This is a genomic window from Methanobacterium sp., assembly GCA_016222945.1.
Lineage (GTDB): Archaea > Methanobacteriota > Methanobacteria > Methanobacteriales > Methanobacteriaceae > Methanobacterium_D.
Genome location: JACRPY010000003.1, coordinates 218,914 through 236,103, shown reverse-complemented (window position 1 = coordinate 236,103; position 17,190 = coordinate 218,914). Strand labels below are relative to the sequence as shown.

Genomic DNA, 17,190 nt, shown 5'->3' with positions numbered 1-17,190 from the left:
TTTTAAGATTTAATTTCTTTTAACTGCACTAATTATTCCATCATTATTATCTACAAAGAGTATGGATTTACCATTTAGGGGACATGGTTTCACAGATTTATTTGCATCGTTAAATATCATACCTGCAGTGACGAGTTGACCATCAAGTGTGAATATAGCATCAATACCTGCAGCCATCAATTTTTCAACAGGCTGAGGGCCTAATAATTCTCTAATGTGACCTATTTGCAAATATCTGCCATCATTTCCAGTAAATGCCAATCCAAGTCCTGCCATGGAACCTATAACTCCATCTTCTGTTCCTCCAAGACCTTCAAGACGAATATTAAGATTTTTTGCAAGAGTTCTTGCGTTTTCCTGTGTTAAAACTGTATCTTTGGCATCTTTACCATATGCAACAAGTGATGGTAAAATCTGGCTTTCATGTGCTACTGAAAGACCAGGATCGCTTCCTTCAATAAAATCATCATATATCTCTTTTTTTGCAATCTCAAAAATTTCATCTGTGCACTCTTTTATGTCAGTATCAATATGGATTACAGCACAGCTATTATGGGACGTGAACGGGATATCTAGATGCACATAAAGTTGATGTCGTGTAACTCCAAATACAGAATATTTTTTTGACAGTTTTGCTGCAATTGCACGGGCAAGTCTTCCTGTGCCCCTTGATTTTAGGTTATCTGTGTCATCAACACATAAATAAATCATTTAAATTCTCCTTTAACCTTTAATAAGTTTAAAAAATCAATTAAACTCCTGATTGTTTTTTTATCCTGGAACCATTATCATTTTCCCCGTTTTAGGGTCTTTATAAACGGTTCCCATTTGTGTATAACCATTGTTTGATCCAGATGAATTTTGTAATTGAGGAGTTCCATTTAACTGGGATCCCATTTTAAGCTCAATGGTCTGCTTAACAGTTTTTATCAAATCTTGTTTTTCCTGTGGAGACATGTCATTAAACATAATGCTTTGCATGTTCATGGACATTATAGTAAATATGAGGAACCCAACTGCAAGTACAAGCATACAATCAACCATATTAACGGCATAGACCATGGGATCTATCTCTTCATCGGTAGATAATAGTTCTTTTCTCCTCTTCAGCATTCTTTTTTTTAGCATTATAAAATCTCCAGAAGTGTGTCTACCATTGTTTCCAGATTTGAAATATCTTCCTCGTACCATCTTCGCCTGATTTTTGATATGCTGAATGCAATTGCTGCAGCAGCCATACCCAATATAGCGGCATCAAAAGCAATTATAAGATGATCTGCAAGGTCTTGAATATTTCCTGCTCCTAAAGCTGTGAGTCCAGGCCCCAGCGGTATCAATGTTCCCATAAGGCCCACTGCAGGAGAAATCTTGGCGATTATATCCGTTTTTTCTAATCTTTTAGCAGCTTTAATGCCTTCATCTTCAACCATTTTAAGGGCAAGTGACTCTCTGTATTCTCTACTTAAATTTGAACTGTTTACAAGAGTTATAAGTATGCTTTTATGACTTTGAGGGATTTCAACAGTTTCAATCACTTTAATTAATTTATCAGGATTTTTTTGATCTTTAAATGATAAAATATGATTTATGAAGTATTTAAAATCAAATTCAGTTTTTCTTCGTTTGTAATATTCTGCTATAATAATTCCCAGGTTAATTAGGGCGTATACAAAAAATATGGCAAGAATTATCATTACAGGTATTAAAAGCCCCTGAGAAATGGCATGGGTCGTGTTACTGAGCATTCCATTAAATATTTCTGTTGTCATTGAAGCACCGTTAAAATATGAAATAAGGGAAATTTAACCTATTATCCCTTTGAAATAGCCAATTCCAATCATAATTGCTATTGCCAAACCGCCTAAAATAGCGTATACTGTTTGGGGAGTATTTGATGAAATGGGAGCTGTTACATTGTTAACTTCGTAAGCATTTCCCAGTGTGGGTGGATTTAGATTTTGAGGATTATCAATTCCATTTTTTGACGTTGTATTTTTAATAGCTTTAGCAATAGCAGTTTTTTTAGCAGTATTTTGACTGGTTGGTGCAGTATTACCATTATTATCAGTGGTAGTGCTGGTGTTATTTACTTTTAAACTAGTAGATACGCTGGATGGCAGTGATGTAAGTTGAACAATTTTAAGGGTGTTATTATAATAAATTTGAGTATATACTGTATCAGCTGTAATAGTTTTACCTGCAAGTGAAGAAGATACCTTTGCAACTATATTAATGGTCTTTTGTGAGCCTTTCTTTCCGTAGGTCATATTGCCTACATCCCATATTCCGGTGCTTGGATCGTAAATATTCCGGTCTAATCCAGTGTAATGTTCTTGATATGTTAATCCATCAGGTAATTTTGCTTTTACTAATACTTTTGTAAGATTGTATGGTCCTCCATTGGTTATGGTTACTTTTAAAATGACATTATCGCCGATGTTTACAGTTTCTTTATCAAAAACCACACTTATACTGGCGTTAGGAGTGTCACCTGAGCCTCCGCCCCCTCCTCCAGCAGCGAATACAATTCCTAATGCAGAAAAAATTACAAACATCATTAATATTATTGAAATTAATTTATTATTTTTCATTTTTATACCTCCATCCAATTTATAATCATGATTTTTAAATAGGCATATATATACATATCGAATAAATTGAGTATTATATTACAATAATGTAATTAAAATACTATTATCCAATTTATATAATTCAACATGTTTATTAATCCATATCGCATAAAATGAAATATGCTAAAATCAGAGGGTTCATAATGAAAAACCAAAAATTGATAATGATAACAGTAATCGCAGCCATAGCCCTAATGGGTGTTATTGGAACATACATGGCTTACCCGGGAACCAGCTCAGGCTCAGGAAACCAAATAACAGATATGATAGGAAGAAACGTCAATGTCCCTGTAGAAGTTAATAAAGTTTATTCTCTAAGCTCTTCAACCACAGTAGAACTATTCATGCTTGCCCCTGACAAAATGGTAGGATGGGATGCTCAAAGGTCCGAAGAAGAAAACATTTATATGCCTAATAAATATCAAAACCTCCCGGTTCTTGGAGGTGGAAAAAAAGACGCGAATTATGAATCCATAATATCATCAAATCCCGATATGGTCTTAATAGGGCATGGTGGCACGTTAGACGATGTTAATGAAATACAACAAAAATTTGGCCAAATTCCAGCCATAGATATTGAAGGCGATAACAATTTAACAAGCATAGTTCCATCAATCAATTTTCTGGGAAATGTACTTGGAGAAGAAAATAAGGCATCTGAACTAATAAATTATTATAATAAAGTTTTTAAACAAGTTAATGGAGTTGTAACAACTATTCCAGATTCACAAAAAAAGAAAGTTTATTATGCAAAGGATCCAAACGGTTTAAAAACATATGCACCTGGTGCTGCACATACACAGCTTATAAATATCTGCGGAGGCATAAACGTGGTTCAAGCTCCAGTATCAAAGGGAAGCATGGGAGTTTCCATTGAACTGATTCTACAATGGAACCCAGATGTTATTATCACCAGCGACTCTCAATTTTACAAAAGTGTGTATTCAAACCCACAATGGCAAACAATAACTGCAGTTAAAAATAAAGAGGTTTATTTAGTTCCACAGTCTCCATTCAACTGGTTTGAAGGCCCACCTGGCGCTAACACAATTATTGGCATTCCCTGGACATCTAAAGTGTTATATCCTGAAAAATTCAAAGATATGGATATAAAAGGCCTTACAAAAGAGTTTTACTCTAATTTTTATCATTACAATCTAACAGATAGCCAAGTTTCAAATATATTAAGCTCTTCAGGACTAAAAGAATTCTAGAAACAACAGGCAGCTAATAACATGTTTAAATTGAAAATCAGAGACAAAATAGCATCACATGAAATATCAGTGACAGTTTTAATGGTTATTCCATTGATTCTCCTATTTTTTATTTCTTTTCTTGTGGGAAGATATCCAATATCTCCAAACGATGTTATAATGGCTTTAATTTCAAAAATATTCTTCATTAATTCTACACTATCTCCAACATTAAACACCATCATTTTTGACATAAGATTACCCCGAATATTAGCAGCAATGATGGTAGGAGCATCATTATCCATTGCAGGGGCTGCGTTTCAGGGATTATTCCAAAATCCCCTAGTTTCTCCAGATAAACTGGGTGTTTCAGCCGGTGCAGGGTTTGGTGCAGCTATTGCAATTCTATTTTCAACCAGTGTCTTCATGATACAATTTTCAGCATTTTTATGGGGTTTAATAGCGGTTGGATTAACATATTTTTTAGGAAGAGCTTTTAAGGGAACATCAATGCTTACACTGGTTTTATGTGGGATTGCCATTGCATCACTATTTGCTGCACTGCTATCACTGATTAAATATGTCGCAGATCCATATGGGCAGCTTCAAACCATTGTTTTCTGGCTTATGGGAAGTTTAGCCGCAGTGAACAATCAAGACATAATTATAATGGGAATTCCAATATTCATTGGAACAATAATTCTTTTAATGATACGTTGGAGGATAAATGTACTTTCAATGGGGGAAGAAGAAGCTCAAACACTTGGAATTAATACAAAACGATTACATGCAATTATAATTATCTGCTGCACAGTGGTAACTGCATCTGCAGTAAGTATATGTGGTATTATTGGTTGGATTGGACTTGTAATTCCTCATGTTGCTCGTATGATTGTAGGTCCAGATCATAAAGTACTTTTACCTACGAGTATTATATTAGGGGCATTTTTTCTTCTTTTAATCGACAATATTGCCAGAACAGTAACCACAACTGAGATTCCACTGGGGATATTAACTGCCATTATTGGTGCTCCCTTCTTTTTATATCTCCTCATGAAAAGTAAAGAGGTATGGTCATGAGTCCTTTAATGGAAATGGTAAATGGAACATTTTCATATAATTTAAATGATAATATTTTTGAAGATATTAACTTTGAAGTTGAAAAAGGAGATGTTTTCTGTATTTTAGGAGCTAATGGTACTGGAAAAACCACTTTGATTAAGTGTTTAAATGGTCTAATGAAATTAAATTCAGGAAATGTTCTTTTAAATGGACAGGATATCTATTCTTTGAACCATTCTGAAATAGCTAAAAATATGGGTTATATTCCACAGATGCACAACTCAACATTTCCTTTTACCATTTTAGACGTGGTTTTAATGGGAAGAGCCCCTCATATCGATACATTTTCCTCTCCATCAAAAAAGGACGTTAAAATGGCAGAAGAATCTTTAAAATCTCTTAATATTTATCATATGAAAGATAAACCCTATACAGAGATTAGTGGAGGGGAACAACAGCTTGTTTTCATTGCAAGGGTTTTAGCCCAGGAGACAAGTGTCTTATTATTAGACGAACCAACTTCACATCTTGATTTTGGAAATCAAATAAGGACACTTAACATTATAGAAAAATTAGCTAAAAATGGACTTTCTGTAATAATGTCCTCTCATTTTCCTGATCATGCATTTATTTCGGCAAATAAGGTTGCAATAATGAAGGGAACTGAATTTATAGATATTGGAACTCCAGAAGAGGTTATCACTGAAGAAAACATGGAAAAAGCCTATGGAATTAAGGTTAAAATTGTGGATATTAATCATAGGACTGCTTGTATCCCTTTAAAGATTTAAATTAGAATACATGTACTGCTGAGGCTTTAAAATATATCCAAACTGATTTTTTTAATGTTATTTCAAGTTCTTTAAGTGATTTTCTTGTTATAAAAACATTGAAAGATTCTCCTGCATCTATTTTGAGTTTTATCAGTGTTCCAGTGTCTATTATTTCTTTTATTTCGCCTTTAACCATATTTCTTGCACTTGTTTTTAATTTTTCCATAGATAATGTAATTTCATCAGGCCTTATGCAAAAATTTACTTCCCCTTCCTTTTTGCTAACTCCATATACTGTTATTTTGCCAGTGTCTATGCTGACCATTCCATTTTCATATTTTACTGCAGTTCCTTCCATCACATTTTCGATACCTACAAAATCAGCTACAAATCTACTTTTTGGAGTTTTAAAGATTTCATCAGGAGTTCCTGTCTGATAAATTTGCCCATTACTCATTATAATCATTTTATCCCCTAATTTCCTGCCTTGAAAAAGGTCATGGGTAGTCATTATTAGGGTGGTTTCAAATTCTTGATTTATGGTGGCAATTAATTCTTCCATTTTCTTTGTAGATATAGGGTCAAGGTTTGCAGTAGGTTCATCTAAAAGTAATAGTTTAGGATCTGTAATCATTGCCCGTGCAAGTGCAAGTCTTTGAGTTTCTCCCCCAGATAATTTAAGCGCATTTCTATTTGCATAACCTTTAAGCCCAATCACTTCAAGAAGTTCTTTGATCCTTTTATCCATATCTTCTTTTTTTCCCCTAACCTTCAAACCATAAGCAATATTATCATACACACTGGCATTAAAGGCGATTGGTTTTTGAAATACCATTCCAATTTGTCTTCTTATATTTAAACAAGTATTTTTAGATGAATATGCATCTTTTCCCTCAAAATAAACTGTTCCTGAAGATGGTTTTTCAAGGAGGTCTATTAACCTAAGTAAAACTGTTTTTCCAGAGCCAGTAGGGCCGACAATTGCTGTTCGTGTACTTTTTTTAAACTTAAAATTAATATTTTTAAGTATTTCTAGATCATCATAATTTTTATAGATATTTTCCAGCTCTACAATGGGCATTGTTTTCCACCTAACTCTTTAAACAGCTTAATTTATAATTTAAACATTTTTATAACATATTTATTCTTTTCCCTGTACAAAATTCAACATAAGGTTAATAATAAGCGCTATAGCTAGAAGTATCATACCTAAAGCTAAAGAAAGCTCTAAATTACCTTTTGAAGTTTCAAGAGATATCGTAGTAGTGAAAACTCTTGTAAATCCCCTTATATTACCTCCAATCATCATTGCTACTCCTACTTCAGATATTGCCCTTCCAAAGCCCAGTATAACTGTTCCCATTATTGCATATTTTGCTTCTTTTATAATGGTATATATGGTTTGGGTCGTGTTTGCTCCAAGAGAAATTGCAAGCTCTTTTATTTGTCCACTCACACCTGTAAGGGCAGTTATTGTAAAACCCATAATGATTGGTAGAATTAATACAGTTTGTCCGATAATCATACCTGTAGGTGTAAAAAGTAAATGAAAACTTCCAAATGGGCCTGATTGGGATATAAGTAAAAAGATTAAAAGGCCAACAATTACTGTGGGTAAACTGTAAAGGGTTTGGATAAGATTAATAAGGCTCCTTTTTCCAAAGAAATCATGATAATAAATTATTCCTCCAAGGGGCACTGCAATTAAAGAAGCCATAATTGTTGCAGATAAAGAGATATAAAGGCTTTTAATGGTAATTTCTATAACTTCTGGATCAAGTGTTAATATTAAATATATGGCCTGTTGAATTGCTCCAATGATTTCGCTCACTTGATCACCTGAAAAATAGTAATATGTGATTTATACTCTAATAAGAATTTTAAAATATGTAGAATAAGTATGTTCCTTAAAAATAAAAATGTTGGGATAATTTTCCCAACTATGCAGGCACAGGATTACTAACTATTGGAGTAAATAGAGATTGTCCATATTTTTCTTTACCGTAATTACCAACAATCTGCTGCCCTTCTGGGGACATAAGGAAGTCAACAAAGCTTTGGGCGCCTTCAACATTGGTTTTTCCATATTTTTGAGGATTTACGGGTATTGCAGTGTAAATGTTCAATAGGTCTTTTCCGGTTGTTATTAGTGGTACTAACTGGATTTTACTGTCCTTTGAGAATGCAAGGAATGTTCCTGAGTCAGTTATGGTGTAAGCATTCTTTTCATTTGCAAGAATAAGTGTATCTCCCATACCCTTACCGCTTTCTATGTACCATGAACTTGAATTTTTAATGTTAGTGTAATTTGCTCCTGTAGAATTCCATATTTTCTTTTCCCTTGAATGTGTACCGGAATCATCTCCACGGGACACGAATTTAACCTGTGCAGAGTTTATTTGACCTTCTTCCATTATCTTTTTAAATGCAGCTGTAGCATTTAACCCTTTAATACCTGCAGGGTCATTTTGTGGACCTACAATCCAGAAATAATTATATGCAAATTGAGTACGGTTTGTACCAAAACCATCTTTAATAAATTTCTCTTCACGGGCTTTATCATGGACAAGAAGTAAATCTACATCTCCCCTTTCACCGTACTGTATGGCTATTCCTGTACCTCCTGAAACGATTTGCACATCTACTCCAGGATATTTTTTCTCATAAGCAGCTTCAACCTCTTTTAAAAGACCTGTATCTTCTAAACTGGTTGTTGTAGCGATTCTAATCTTTGATTTATCAGGACTATTGCTAGCAGAGTAAGCATAGATGCCTATTCCCGCAATAGCTATTATTATTACTGCTATAATTGCAATTGTTTTATTATTCATTATTTAACCTCCAACATATAAAATTTAGATTTATAGAACTGAATATATAAGCATGTCGGTGAAAAATAGGATAATTAGGGGATTGATTTTTCAAAAGATTTTGATTTTAAATCTTACAAATGCCTTATATTAATTGTATATTCTTAAATAATATGAGAAATCAGATGATTTTTTCACTTTGACTTATATGTAAATTGAACCGAAGCACGGAATGGTTAAAGAGCTCCGGTTCAGAAATTTTCCACGGCGAGGATTATCGATTTATAAATATTTTATTGCGTGGAACGTAATGTAATGTTATACATATTGATATATATACTTTTCCTTCAATGTATAAAAACATCAAATAATCTCTTTTATTTAAAAAGGAATAGTTATCCAAATTTTATAATCAAACTTCTAAAATAAAAAAGAAAAAAAAGAAGTTATTTATTTTCCGGGCCTTTCAGATCTTTTAATGGCAGATATTATGCTCTCTCTTCCAAGATATAATAAAACAAGTATAACTGCAAGTATGGCACTAACTACAGGTAAAACAGGTATTTCTGAATTAGAATTCTTTGTAGTATTATCTCCTAACGGAAGTCCGGAGGCTATTTCTGATGGGGCTGCGGTCTGTTGAGTTATTGAGGATGTTTTGGTAAGTGAGGCAAAAGTTTGATCAATTGCAGGAATCCCTGAAATTATCCCTGTTCCATGATCACTAGAATTAGGTGTTTGTGTATTGGGATTTACAGGCGATACGAAGTTTTTTATAAATTTTACAGGGTCTCCACCTGCTGCAACGAGAGTGTTGAAATCTTGCTGTGTAATTGTTATTATTGCTGGTGTAATTCCATCACTTTTTGTTGCAATACTGTAACCAGCTAGAACCTGTCCATAGAGATCTGTTCCAGGGAATCCATGCTGTAGATACCACATACCCCAGTACATTGTTTTGTACCAGTTACTGTTCTGCGGCTGGATAGGATTTAAAACAGCCTTATTGAAGTCTATGAGTATTGCTGTACCGGTATTGGTAATAGAGTTCCATTTAATGGCTATGCCCACAGAATTAGTGTCACTTGGCGAAGTCTGCAAGCCTGGTGTGAAATAGGTTCCTTGAGCAGGAGAAATACCTAATCCTTCCATTATGGCCTGTTCCTTACAGTGTGCTGGAATTCCAATATACATGTAGTATTCATTAGGTCCAATGGGTAATACTGATCTTATATAGTCTGTAATCACATAACCCATACTGAGCCCTGAACCAGGACATCCACCGTCACATGCAGGCCTTAAAAAATCATAAGGCATGCCAGCTGCCCACAAGTTAGCAAGGCTCACTATGTAGAAATCTTGCTGAGCATATGATGGCTTACTGTATGTATATGCATTGAAAACTGCTGAAGACTTTGCCCAACCTTCCGATCCACTACTACCAGCTAGATTGGTGCTGCTTATATCAAATACATTATAAGCTGCACTGTTATAGTTTACAGGAACTACATTGCCTAAAGCATCTACAAATACTGCATACAATGGCCCTTCTGTGTTGGTAGGTTTTTTAACAAACACAAACCATAATGGGGTCTGTGAGCCTCTTTTAAGACTAAAAAGATTCTCTAATTTCAGTTTTGTAAATGTAGCACTAATAATTCCATCTAAAGCACCAAATGATAAACCATTTACCTGTGAATATCCTGCAGAAGTTATAACCAAATCATCTGTATTCAATGTCCCCAGACCTTGGCTAGCAAAGGCAGCATTAGCTTTATCTGCTGCATTTTTACCAGCATTAAACATGTTACTGTAATTATTTTCAGGTAACACATTTGTATATGCATTCCAGATTGGTGTTGCTCCTCCTAATTTCATTATGTAATTTTTATTTATTCCATTTGCCCATAAATAGTCGAAATCGGCTTTATTTATTACAGTATTTTTTTCGATATGTACAAGAGAACTTGCATCAGTACCCAATTTACTTAAAAGCCAGTTATTAAATTTTATTTCACTTAATGTACCACTTACAACTGTACCAAACTGGGTTTTAAGATTTTCATTAAGTGTCCAGAAAGCAAGGTTTCCAGCAATGGTTCCGCTATCCCACCAGATGTATACATTGTCATTTAGATTTCCGTTACTCATACCATAGAAATTATAGTATTTATTGCTGCCGGTTGTTGACCATTTTAATGGTGTATCGTCCATTAAAAACATTGGTACATTGTCATCTCCACCTCCAGGAGATACCAGTACATGGTATGACTGATCGTTTTCTGTAAGTGGATAATTTTTAACGAAGTTTTGTGCCATTGCATAACTGCTTATAAGTCCTTCAGAAACACCTCCTGAATATCCTGCTATTTTTAGAAGGTCTTTAGGTGCTCCGTTAGCCCAAGCATTTGCTATGCTTACAATTCCAAACCCGTTAGGTCCTAGCTGCTGTTTTACATATTCCCAATTAGTTATATCTGCAGCAGATATAATGACAGAGTTGCTTATATTAAAGTTATATCCAGTTCCAGATGAAACTGATGTATATTTCTTTGCAATCAAGGTAGTGCCTGATTTTTTTACAAAAGTAAACTCCAACGCTCCATTAGGATCATTTAAAGTTACTAAATTTCCATTTCCAGGAGTTATAGCACTTGTAGTGTCAACTATGCCTTGTAAACTATCTTCTGTAGTTTTTCCTTTAAATTTAGCTGAACCTGCTGTTGTTATGACCAATGCATCGTTAGGATTTGTTGTATTTGTGATGCCAGGGTCGTTATTTGCCATTTTTGCAGCATTGGTACCTATATCATAGGTTTCCGTAGCAGAAACTGCTCCACAAAGTAATATTGCAAATATAAATACAATGGCCATAAAAGTTGCTTGTTTTTTCATAATTTTCACCTCCAAATTATTTTGTAAAAATAATCTATTGAAATGCATATATATACATATCGATAGTTAGCATTTATTGTGCAGAAAATATGATTAAAATAAAAAAATTAAAGGAATTTTTTAAGAAATATCTTCCATTAATTGCCCAATACGGGTTTTCCATGATTTAGAGCGAATATTATTAAGATTCATTTTGTCCCGCTTAATAACAATACATTTTTGAGGGCATGCCTTTTTACAAGCACCACATAACACGCATAAATCAGGATTTACAGATGATTTAGTATCAACGATGCTTACAGCATTACATGGACAGACATCTAGGCATGCATGGCAGGAATCTCCTTTACATTCAACATTCTCATCCATGTATATATGACCTTCAAAGGGTTTTGTAACAACTGCAGCATCTTTAGGACATATTTTCTGGCACCATCCGCAGTTTATGCATTGATCTTCATTTAAAAGTATATCTCCTATAATTTCAGGTTCTTCTATTTCATCACGGTACATGCATGTTGTACAGATAATTTTTATGGCGTCTTCTGGGCATATTCTCCTACATAAACCACAATAAACGCATTTAGACTCGTCAATGCGTATCCCCTTTGCAATTTCAGGGTTACTTGAATTTATATCGTTAGGTTCAATTTTAATAGCTTCTGCAGGGCATATATCTTTGCACATACCACAATAGATGCATTTATCTTCATTTATATCTGTTTCACCAATTACAAATTCAGATCTTTCAGGCATTACCTTTTGCAGGAATATTGCATCTTTAGGACATACTTTAACGCAATGTCCACAGTATATACATGATTCTTCATCAATTTTTGCTTCATGTTCCCATTTAGGGTATGCTTCAAGCTCTTTAATGTTTTTATCATCAATTTTAAATTCTAAAGCATTAAATGGACATGTAGAAGCACATAGGCCACATAAAACACATTTAGCATTGTCTAAATTTATGTAATCCATTTTTACAATTCCTCTTGCTATGGGGAGGACAGGACCTAATTTTATGGATTCTGTTGGACATATATCTGTACATATTCCACAACCTACACATTTTTCATTTTTATGTGCAAGAGAACGTTTTTGATTACCATTTCTTTCTACTGAAGTCATATATCTCAACTCTTGGATATGGCCTGATTTGGACAGTTTTGAATGCATAGGTCGCAATCATCGCATTTTTCTGGAACTAGAATAACGTCTCCATTTTCTTCTATGAGTGCTTCTTTTTCGCATATCTTTATACATAATCCTTCTCCAGGGCAATTTTTGATTTTACCACATTTTTCTGTATCAATAATAACTGGCATAATTGATCCTCCAAAATATTTTCAATATTTTGGGCCCCAAAAACTATCAAAATCTTTGATTTTGATGCAGCAAAAACGTAGTTTTTGCATGCTTCGTTTTTGATGGCTCCAAATATTTTAATGTATTGAGATATACGATATGGATATATAAACATATCGATATTTAAAAATTATTTTTTCCACCAGATCAAAACCCAATCTGACTTATCATAAGGATATTGTAAAATTCCATTATCATCATTTATCATTACATCCTTAAGATAATCTTTTAATAAGGACTCCTCTTTATCTGTAAGATCTTTTATTCTCCACCTTAAAAAGTCAATTGCTTCATCTAAATTAGCATAAGTAGGTTTCGTTTCACATTCGAGCATTTCAACGTTGGCATATATTCCCATTTGATGAAGAATATTATATACATATAAATAGTCAGGATGATTCTGAAAGTTTCTTCCAATAATTTCATAGGCTTTTTTTTCGAATCCTCTGGCATTTACGCCCCATAAGGTTATAAATACATATTTTTTGGCTGCAAAATCTATTTTCTTTAATTCATTTTTAATATCAGCTACTCCATTAAGTGATCTTGATGCTATTACAACATCATAAATTTTATCCATTTCAAAATCCTGTAAAGTGCTTCTAATGTAATCAATATTTGATAATTCTTCATTAAGAGCATTTTTTCTTAAAAATTGGAGCATTTCGCTGGACATATCAAGGGCAGTCACATGATTAACCTTTTTTGCAATTTGTAAAGTTACAGCTCCATTTCCACACCCAATATCCAAAATAGTGTATTGGGGATATGTAATAATCTTTTCCAATAATTTTTGTGGATAATCGTCAGTTTCCATCCATTTATTAAACTGCACAGCAATTTTATCCCAAGCGGAATAATTTAATGTAGGCATTTTCTTTAAATCTTCATTCCAAAGTCTATTCCAGTCTATTTGATCCTTTTCTGTTTTCAGATTACTTTCTTTATTGGTTATTATATCACCACCATGATATGCATATAGTTGCATTTAATAGGGGTGGAACTTTTTTATCATATAAATTTAATTGGAATTAAAAAATCTAAAAAGTATTAACTAAAATTAGAATTAATAAAAGAACGAAATTAATGATTTAGAAATGTAAAAACTTATTTATTATCATGAAAAATTTAAATTAGAGTTAGAACTCTTCCATATCTTCTAATTTCATTAAACGTTCCACAGCTTTAACTTCTACAGGAATTTCCCTTTCAATAATGGCTGCAATTGAATTTAAACCGCCAGGAGTAACAATTCCCACGTGGTACCGTTCTATTTTAGCGTTATAAATAAGTTCACTTGGTTCTCCAATTTTAAGTATGGAAAATCCGGCATCTTCAATTTTTTTAAGAGTATCAACGGCATCAGGGCGAGCAAGATATGGAATTTCTCTTAAACTTGCAAGTATTCTACCATTTCCGTTTAATGTTTCTAAAACGGAAGTCATATCTTTAGAAAGATATATTTCATGCGGATCAATAGATGAACCACTGTATGCAGTTAATTCAACAAATCTTGGTCCTTTCTCTTCTATTTCAAGGATTCCTCCATACTGGGGAGTTGTTAATATATTGTTTTTAGTGAGTAATCCGTCAATAGTAAAGCTACAGACTGTTGCAATCCCAGTTCTTCCTCCATCTGGATGAGGAACTGTTTTATAGAATTTACTGGTACAGTACTGAGGTCTGGAACTGAAAACATCATTTACTATTTCTACTGCTTCATCAAGATTATCATTATCTACATAGGATATATTTACAATAACATTACCTTTTTGGGATTTTAAATCTAAATCCACATTATATATAAGATTCCATGCCTTAGAAAGTAAAAATTTAACTTTTTGGGGAGTTTCAGGGGCACTGGTTTTTAATACAGGCTTGGAAGACACGATTTTACCCATATCTTTAAATTCCATTATGTTTTCAGCTAATTTAATGTTAACCTCGCAACCTGCTTCTTTTGCAGCACAAAGAGGTGCTATACCTCCAGTTATAGCTATTCCTATCATATCATCATCAACAGGAACACCTAAAACAGATTCTCCGCTTTCACCAATCTTTAAAAGCCCGGAAACGTGTATTTTTTGAAGCTGCTTGAATAGTTTAACTGCATTTTCTCTTGCTGCAGCAGGAATTATCCTGAAATTTGCAGGAATCATTCCATTACCAACTCTTGCCACATTCAATACAGAAGTCATGTTTTTTGCAGTGAAAGCTTCAAGAGGAGTCATAGATGTCTTTTTATAGGCTATAAGTTCAACAAAACGGGTAGGTACATAATCTTCTACATTTACTAGGCCGCCATACTGGGGAATTACAGGAATTCCTTCATTTAGAAGCATTCCGTCTATGGTGGTTCCACATATAGTATCTAATCTAATTTCTTTTTCATTAGATTCTTCAGAACCGCGTTGTTCCATATCTGAAAGTTTAACAAAGGGGCTTACTGCAATACCTTTACTGAAAACTTCTTTAATTATTTTTAAAACTTTTTCATCGTATGTAAAACTGGAAGTGTTTACAACCACAGTTCCAGTACCGTTTCTTGGATTCAGGGATGTTTGATAAATCATTCCCTCAAATTTAGAAAAAGCAAAATCCACCTGATCGTAAATAAGGCCTTTTTTAAGCTCTTTTATTCCCTTTTCAGTTATTTCTCTTCCAGCATATCCAATTCGCTCTGTAAATCCTTTTTCATCCAGAATACGCATGTGATATCTTACTGCACGCTCTCCGAGATTATAACCTTTTCTTTTAAGCTCTTCTGCAATTGTTTTTGCACCAAGTACTTTATCTTGGTCTGCAAGTATTCTCAGAATCTCTATCATTTTACGATCAGTTTCATCAGGCATTTCTTCACCAAATTTTAATTATAAATCTAGTATTATATTGTAAAATTTAAACACTTAAACACATAAGTGTTTTGGGCCTCAGAAAACATCTGTTTTCGAGTGATAAAAACCTTTCAGAAAATAAATTGTAAAAAAATTAAAAAGGAAAGGGATTTTAAATGTTCATGTATTTTTCCAGTTCGTACTGGAACACCTGTATTCTGTATTCATCCCATTCTTTTTTCTTGATGGCCATGAACTGGTTGTATACATGGTCTCCAAGAGTTGATTTCACGACTGCATCTTTTTCAAGTTCGTGGTATGCTTCCCATAGGCTGGATGGTAATGTATCTATTCCCCGAGCACTTAATTCGCTGGAGTCTAGTTCAAACATGTCAATTTCTGTTGCTTCACCTGGATCGATTTTATTTTTAAGACCGTCCATTCCAGCTTCAAGTGTAGCTGCAAAAGCGAGATATGGATTACATGATGGGTCAGGGCATCTGAGTTCTAACCTTGTACCTTTACCACGGGACGCAGGAATCCTTACGAGTGTGGATCTGTTTCTTAGGCCATATGCTATGTAAACAGGTGCTTCATATCCTGGAACCAACCTCTTGTAAGAGTTTACAGTAGGAGCTACAACAGCTGAAAGCGCTTTGGAGTGTTTTAATAAACCTCCTGCAAAGTGGAGTGCTTCTTCTGATAACTGGTTTTCAGTATCTGGATCAAAGAATATATTTTCACCGTTTTTAAATAAACTCTGGTTAATGTGCATACCGCTACCATTTACACCGAAGAATGGTTTAGGCATGAATGTCACCATACATCCCATATTGTCAACAATTGCCTTTATGGCCTGTTTAAAGGTTATAACTGCATCTGCTGTTTTTAAAGCTTTATCAAACTTGAAATCGATTTCGTGTTGTCCAGGACCTACTTCGTGGTGACTTACCTCAATATCGAAGTTTAAAGATTCAAGACCTAAAACGAGTTCTCTTCTAACGTCTGTTCCTTGATCTACAGGTTCTACGTCGAAATATGCTCCCTGGTCGTGAGGTACGATGTATCCATCCTCATCTTGGTCGATTATGAAGAATTCTGGTTCAGGGCCTACGTAATATTCGTAACCTTGTTTTCGTGCTTTTTCTAATGTATTTTTAAGTATGTATCGCGGATCTCCTTCAAATGGCTTTCCTTCTGGCCAGTAAATGTCACAGATGAATCTGCAAACACTTTTTTCTTCTGGTCTCCATGGAAGGGCAGAGAAAGTATCTGGGTCTGGTTTAAGGATAAGATCGCTTTCATAAATGTCAACGAATCCTTCAACAGATGAACCGTCAAATAGAAGACCGTCTTTAATTACATCTTCAATATCATCTGGTTTAACCAATGGAATTGCCATATTTTTTGGAGTTCCGTGTATGTCCACAAATTGCAGCCTTACAAATTTTGTGCCGCATTTTTCAATATTTTCAATAACTTGTCCTATTTTGTCTGACATTAAATTTACCTCCGTAAAAGTTAGAGTAAATGTACACCGGAAAGAGATTTCCTTTTCCTTATATATAAATGTTTCCAAATAATTTATAGGCTAAAATTTGTTTATTTTAAAAGGGAAAAGAAGC

The 17,190-nt window shown here is 34.0% G+C and carries 16 protein-coding genes; 3 read left to right on the top strand and 13 right to left on the bottom strand.

Annotated features, from left to right (window positions below; genetic code table 11):
• Window positions 1-9: 9 nt before the first annotated feature.
• From HZC47_05805 to HZC47_05790, 4 genes are read right to left on the bottom strand one after another with little or no spacing between them, the layout of a single operon-like run.
• A complete protein-coding gene (locus HZC47_05805) occupies window positions 10-711 on the bottom strand; it encodes an ABC transporter substrate-binding protein (protein MBI5680386.1) in 702 nt (233 codons plus the stop codon).
• Between the two features lie 60 nt (window positions 712-771).
• Window positions 772-1,128 (bottom strand): DUF2149 domain-containing protein, encoded by a 357-nt coding sequence (locus HZC47_05800; protein MBI5680385.1) that lies wholly within the window; start codon window positions 1,126-1,128, stop codon window positions 772-774.
• Window positions 1,128-1,769, bottom strand: a complete 642-nt coding sequence (locus tag HZC47_05795; GenBank protein ID MBI5680384.1) for a MotA/TolQ/ExbB proton channel family protein — start codon at window positions 1,767-1,769, stop codon at window positions 1,128-1,130. The genes HZC47_05800 and HZC47_05795 overlap by 1 nt, the downstream gene beginning before the upstream one ends.
• A gap of 33 nt (window positions 1,770-1,802) precedes the next feature.
• The gene (locus HZC47_05790) at window positions 1,803-2,591 is read right to left on the bottom strand and encodes a DUF11 domain-containing protein (protein ID MBI5680383.1); all 789 of its coding nucleotides are present in this window, start codon (window positions 2,589-2,591) and stop codon (window positions 1,803-1,805) included.
• Window positions 2,592-2,773: 182 nt separating this feature from the next.
• On the opposite strand from HZC47_05790, the gene HZC47_05785 reads away from it, so the two are divergent.
• The 3 genes from HZC47_05785 to HZC47_05775 are packed head-to-tail and all read left to right on the top strand — an operon-like array spanning window position 2,774 to window position 5,676.
• Window positions 2,774-3,844, top strand: a complete 1,071-nt coding sequence (locus HZC47_05785; protein ID MBI5680382.1) for an ABC transporter substrate-binding protein — start codon at window positions 2,774-2,776, stop codon at window positions 3,842-3,844.
• 21 nt (window positions 3,845-3,865) lie between these two features.
• Window positions 3,866-4,903: an iron ABC transporter permease gene (locus tag HZC47_05780; GenBank protein MBI5680381.1), complete on the top strand. Its 1,038-nt coding sequence runs from the start codon at window positions 3,866-3,868 to the stop codon at window positions 4,901-4,903.
• Window positions 4,900-5,676 (top strand): ABC transporter ATP-binding protein, encoded by a 777-nt coding sequence (locus HZC47_05775; protein ID MBI5680380.1) that lies wholly within the window; start codon window positions 4,900-4,902, stop codon window positions 5,674-5,676. Before HZC47_05780 ends, HZC47_05775 begins: the two co-directional genes overlap by 4 nt.
• 1 nt (window position 5,677) lies before the next feature.
• Here the strand turns inward: HZC47_05775 and HZC47_05770 are convergent, their stop codons facing one another.
• The 9 genes from HZC47_05770 to glnA form a co-directional block, all read right to left on the bottom strand.
• A complete protein-coding gene (locus tag HZC47_05770) occupies window positions 5,678-6,739 on the bottom strand; it encodes an ABC transporter ATP-binding protein (protein MBI5680379.1) in 1,062 nt (353 codons plus the stop codon).
• Between the two features lie 60 nt (window positions 6,740-6,799).
• On the bottom strand, window positions 6,800-7,489 hold the full coding sequence (locus HZC47_05765) for an ABC transporter permease (GenBank protein MBI5680378.1): 690 nt from the start codon (window positions 7,487-7,489) through the stop codon (window positions 6,800-6,802).
• 109 nt (window positions 7,490-7,598) lie between these two features.
• A complete protein-coding gene (locus HZC47_05760) occupies window positions 7,599-8,489 on the bottom strand; it encodes an extracellular solute-binding protein (protein MBI5680377.1) in 891 nt (296 codons plus the stop codon).
• A gap of 429 nt (window positions 8,490-8,918) precedes the next feature.
• Window positions 8,919-11,363, bottom strand: coding sequence for a hypothetical protein (locus HZC47_05755; GenBank protein ID MBI5680376.1), 2,445 nt, complete (start codon window positions 11,361-11,363; stop codon window positions 8,919-8,921).
• A 120-nt stretch (window positions 11,364-11,483) separates the two neighbouring features.
• The gene (locus tag HZC47_05750) at window positions 11,484-12,494 is read right to left on the bottom strand and encodes a 4Fe-4S binding protein (GenBank protein ID MBI5680375.1); all 1,011 of its coding nucleotides are present in this window, start codon (window positions 12,492-12,494) and stop codon (window positions 11,484-11,486) included.
• 5 nt (window positions 12,495-12,499) lie between these two features.
• Window positions 12,500-12,691 carry a 4Fe-4S binding protein gene (locus HZC47_05745; GenBank protein MBI5680374.1) on the bottom strand — a complete coding sequence of 64 codons (192 nt, stop codon included), beginning with the start codon at window positions 12,689-12,691 and terminating at the stop codon, window positions 12,500-12,502.
• A gap of 170 nt (window positions 12,692-12,861) precedes the next feature.
• On the bottom strand, window positions 12,862-13,719 hold the full coding sequence (locus HZC47_05740) for a class I SAM-dependent methyltransferase (GenBank protein MBI5680373.1): 858 nt from the start codon (window positions 13,717-13,719) through the stop codon (window positions 12,862-12,864).
• Window positions 13,720-13,870: 151 nt separating this feature from the next.
• On the bottom strand, window positions 13,871-15,583 hold the full coding sequence (locus HZC47_05735; GenBank protein MBI5680372.1) for a DUF128 domain-containing protein: 1,713 nt from the start codon (window positions 15,581-15,583) through the stop codon (window positions 13,871-13,873).
• Between the two features lie 154 nt (window positions 15,584-15,737).
• Complete coding sequence (glnA, locus tag HZC47_05730; protein ID MBI5680371.1) at window positions 15,738-17,066, bottom strand: type I glutamate--ammonia ligase; 1,329 nt, start codon at window positions 17,064-17,066, stop codon at window positions 15,738-15,740.
• Window positions 17,067-17,190 lie beyond the last annotated feature (124 nt).

What these genes read in the sequence shown, in the direction of transcription:
- HZC47_05780 (MBI5680381.1), top strand. Translation starts at nt 3,866, where the DNA reads ATGTTTAAATTGAAAATCAGAGACAAAATAGCATCACATGAAATATCA.
- HZC47_05800 (MBI5680385.1), bottom strand. Translation starts at nt 1,128, where the DNA reads ATGCTAAAAAAAAGAATGCTGAAGAGGAGAAAAGAACTATTATCTACC.
- HZC47_05750 (MBI5680375.1), bottom strand. Translation starts at nt 12,494, where the DNA reads ATGACTTCAGTAGAAAGAAATGGTAATCAAAAACGTTCTCTTGCACAT.
- HZC47_05740 (MBI5680373.1), bottom strand. Translation starts at nt 13,719, where the DNA reads ATGCAACTATATGCATATCATGGTGGTGATATAATAACCAATAAAGAA.
- glnA (MBI5680371.1), bottom strand. Translation starts at nt 17,066, where the DNA reads ATGTCAGACAAAATAGGACAAGTTATTGAAAATATTGAAAAATGCGGC.
- HZC47_05770 (MBI5680379.1), bottom strand. Translation starts at nt 6,739, where the DNA reads ATGCCCATTGTAGAGCTGGAAAATATCTATAAAAATTATGATGATCTA.
- HZC47_05775 (MBI5680380.1), top strand. Translation starts at nt 4,900, where the DNA reads ATGAGTCCTTTAATGGAAATGGTAAATGGAACATTTTCATATAATTTA.
- HZC47_05760 (MBI5680377.1), bottom strand. Translation starts at nt 8,489, where the DNA reads ATGAATAATAAAACAATTGCAATTATAGCAGTAATAATAATAGCTATT.
- HZC47_05790 (MBI5680383.1), bottom strand. Translation starts at nt 2,591, where the DNA reads ATGAAAAATAATAAATTAATTTCAATAATATTAATGATGTTTGTAATT.
- HZC47_05805 (MBI5680386.1), bottom strand. Translation starts at nt 711, where the DNA reads ATGATTTATTTATGTGTTGATGACACAGATAACCTAAAATCAAGGGGC.
- HZC47_05755 (MBI5680376.1), bottom strand. Translation starts at nt 11,363, where the DNA reads ATGAAAAAACAAGCAACTTTTATGGCCATTGTATTTATATTTGCAATA.
- HZC47_05785 (MBI5680382.1), top strand. Translation starts at nt 2,774, where the DNA reads ATGAAAAACCAAAAATTGATAATGATAACAGTAATCGCAGCCATAGCC.
- HZC47_05745 (MBI5680374.1), bottom strand. Translation starts at nt 12,691, where the DNA reads ATGCCAGTTATTATTGATACAGAAAAATGTGGTAAAATCAAAAATTGC.
- HZC47_05735 (MBI5680372.1), bottom strand. Translation starts at nt 15,583, where the DNA reads ATGCCTGATGAAACTGATCGTAAAATGATAGAGATTCTGAGAATACTT.
- HZC47_05795 (MBI5680384.1), bottom strand. Translation starts at nt 1,769, where the DNA reads ATGACAACAGAAATATTTAATGGAATGCTCAGTAACACGACCCATGCC.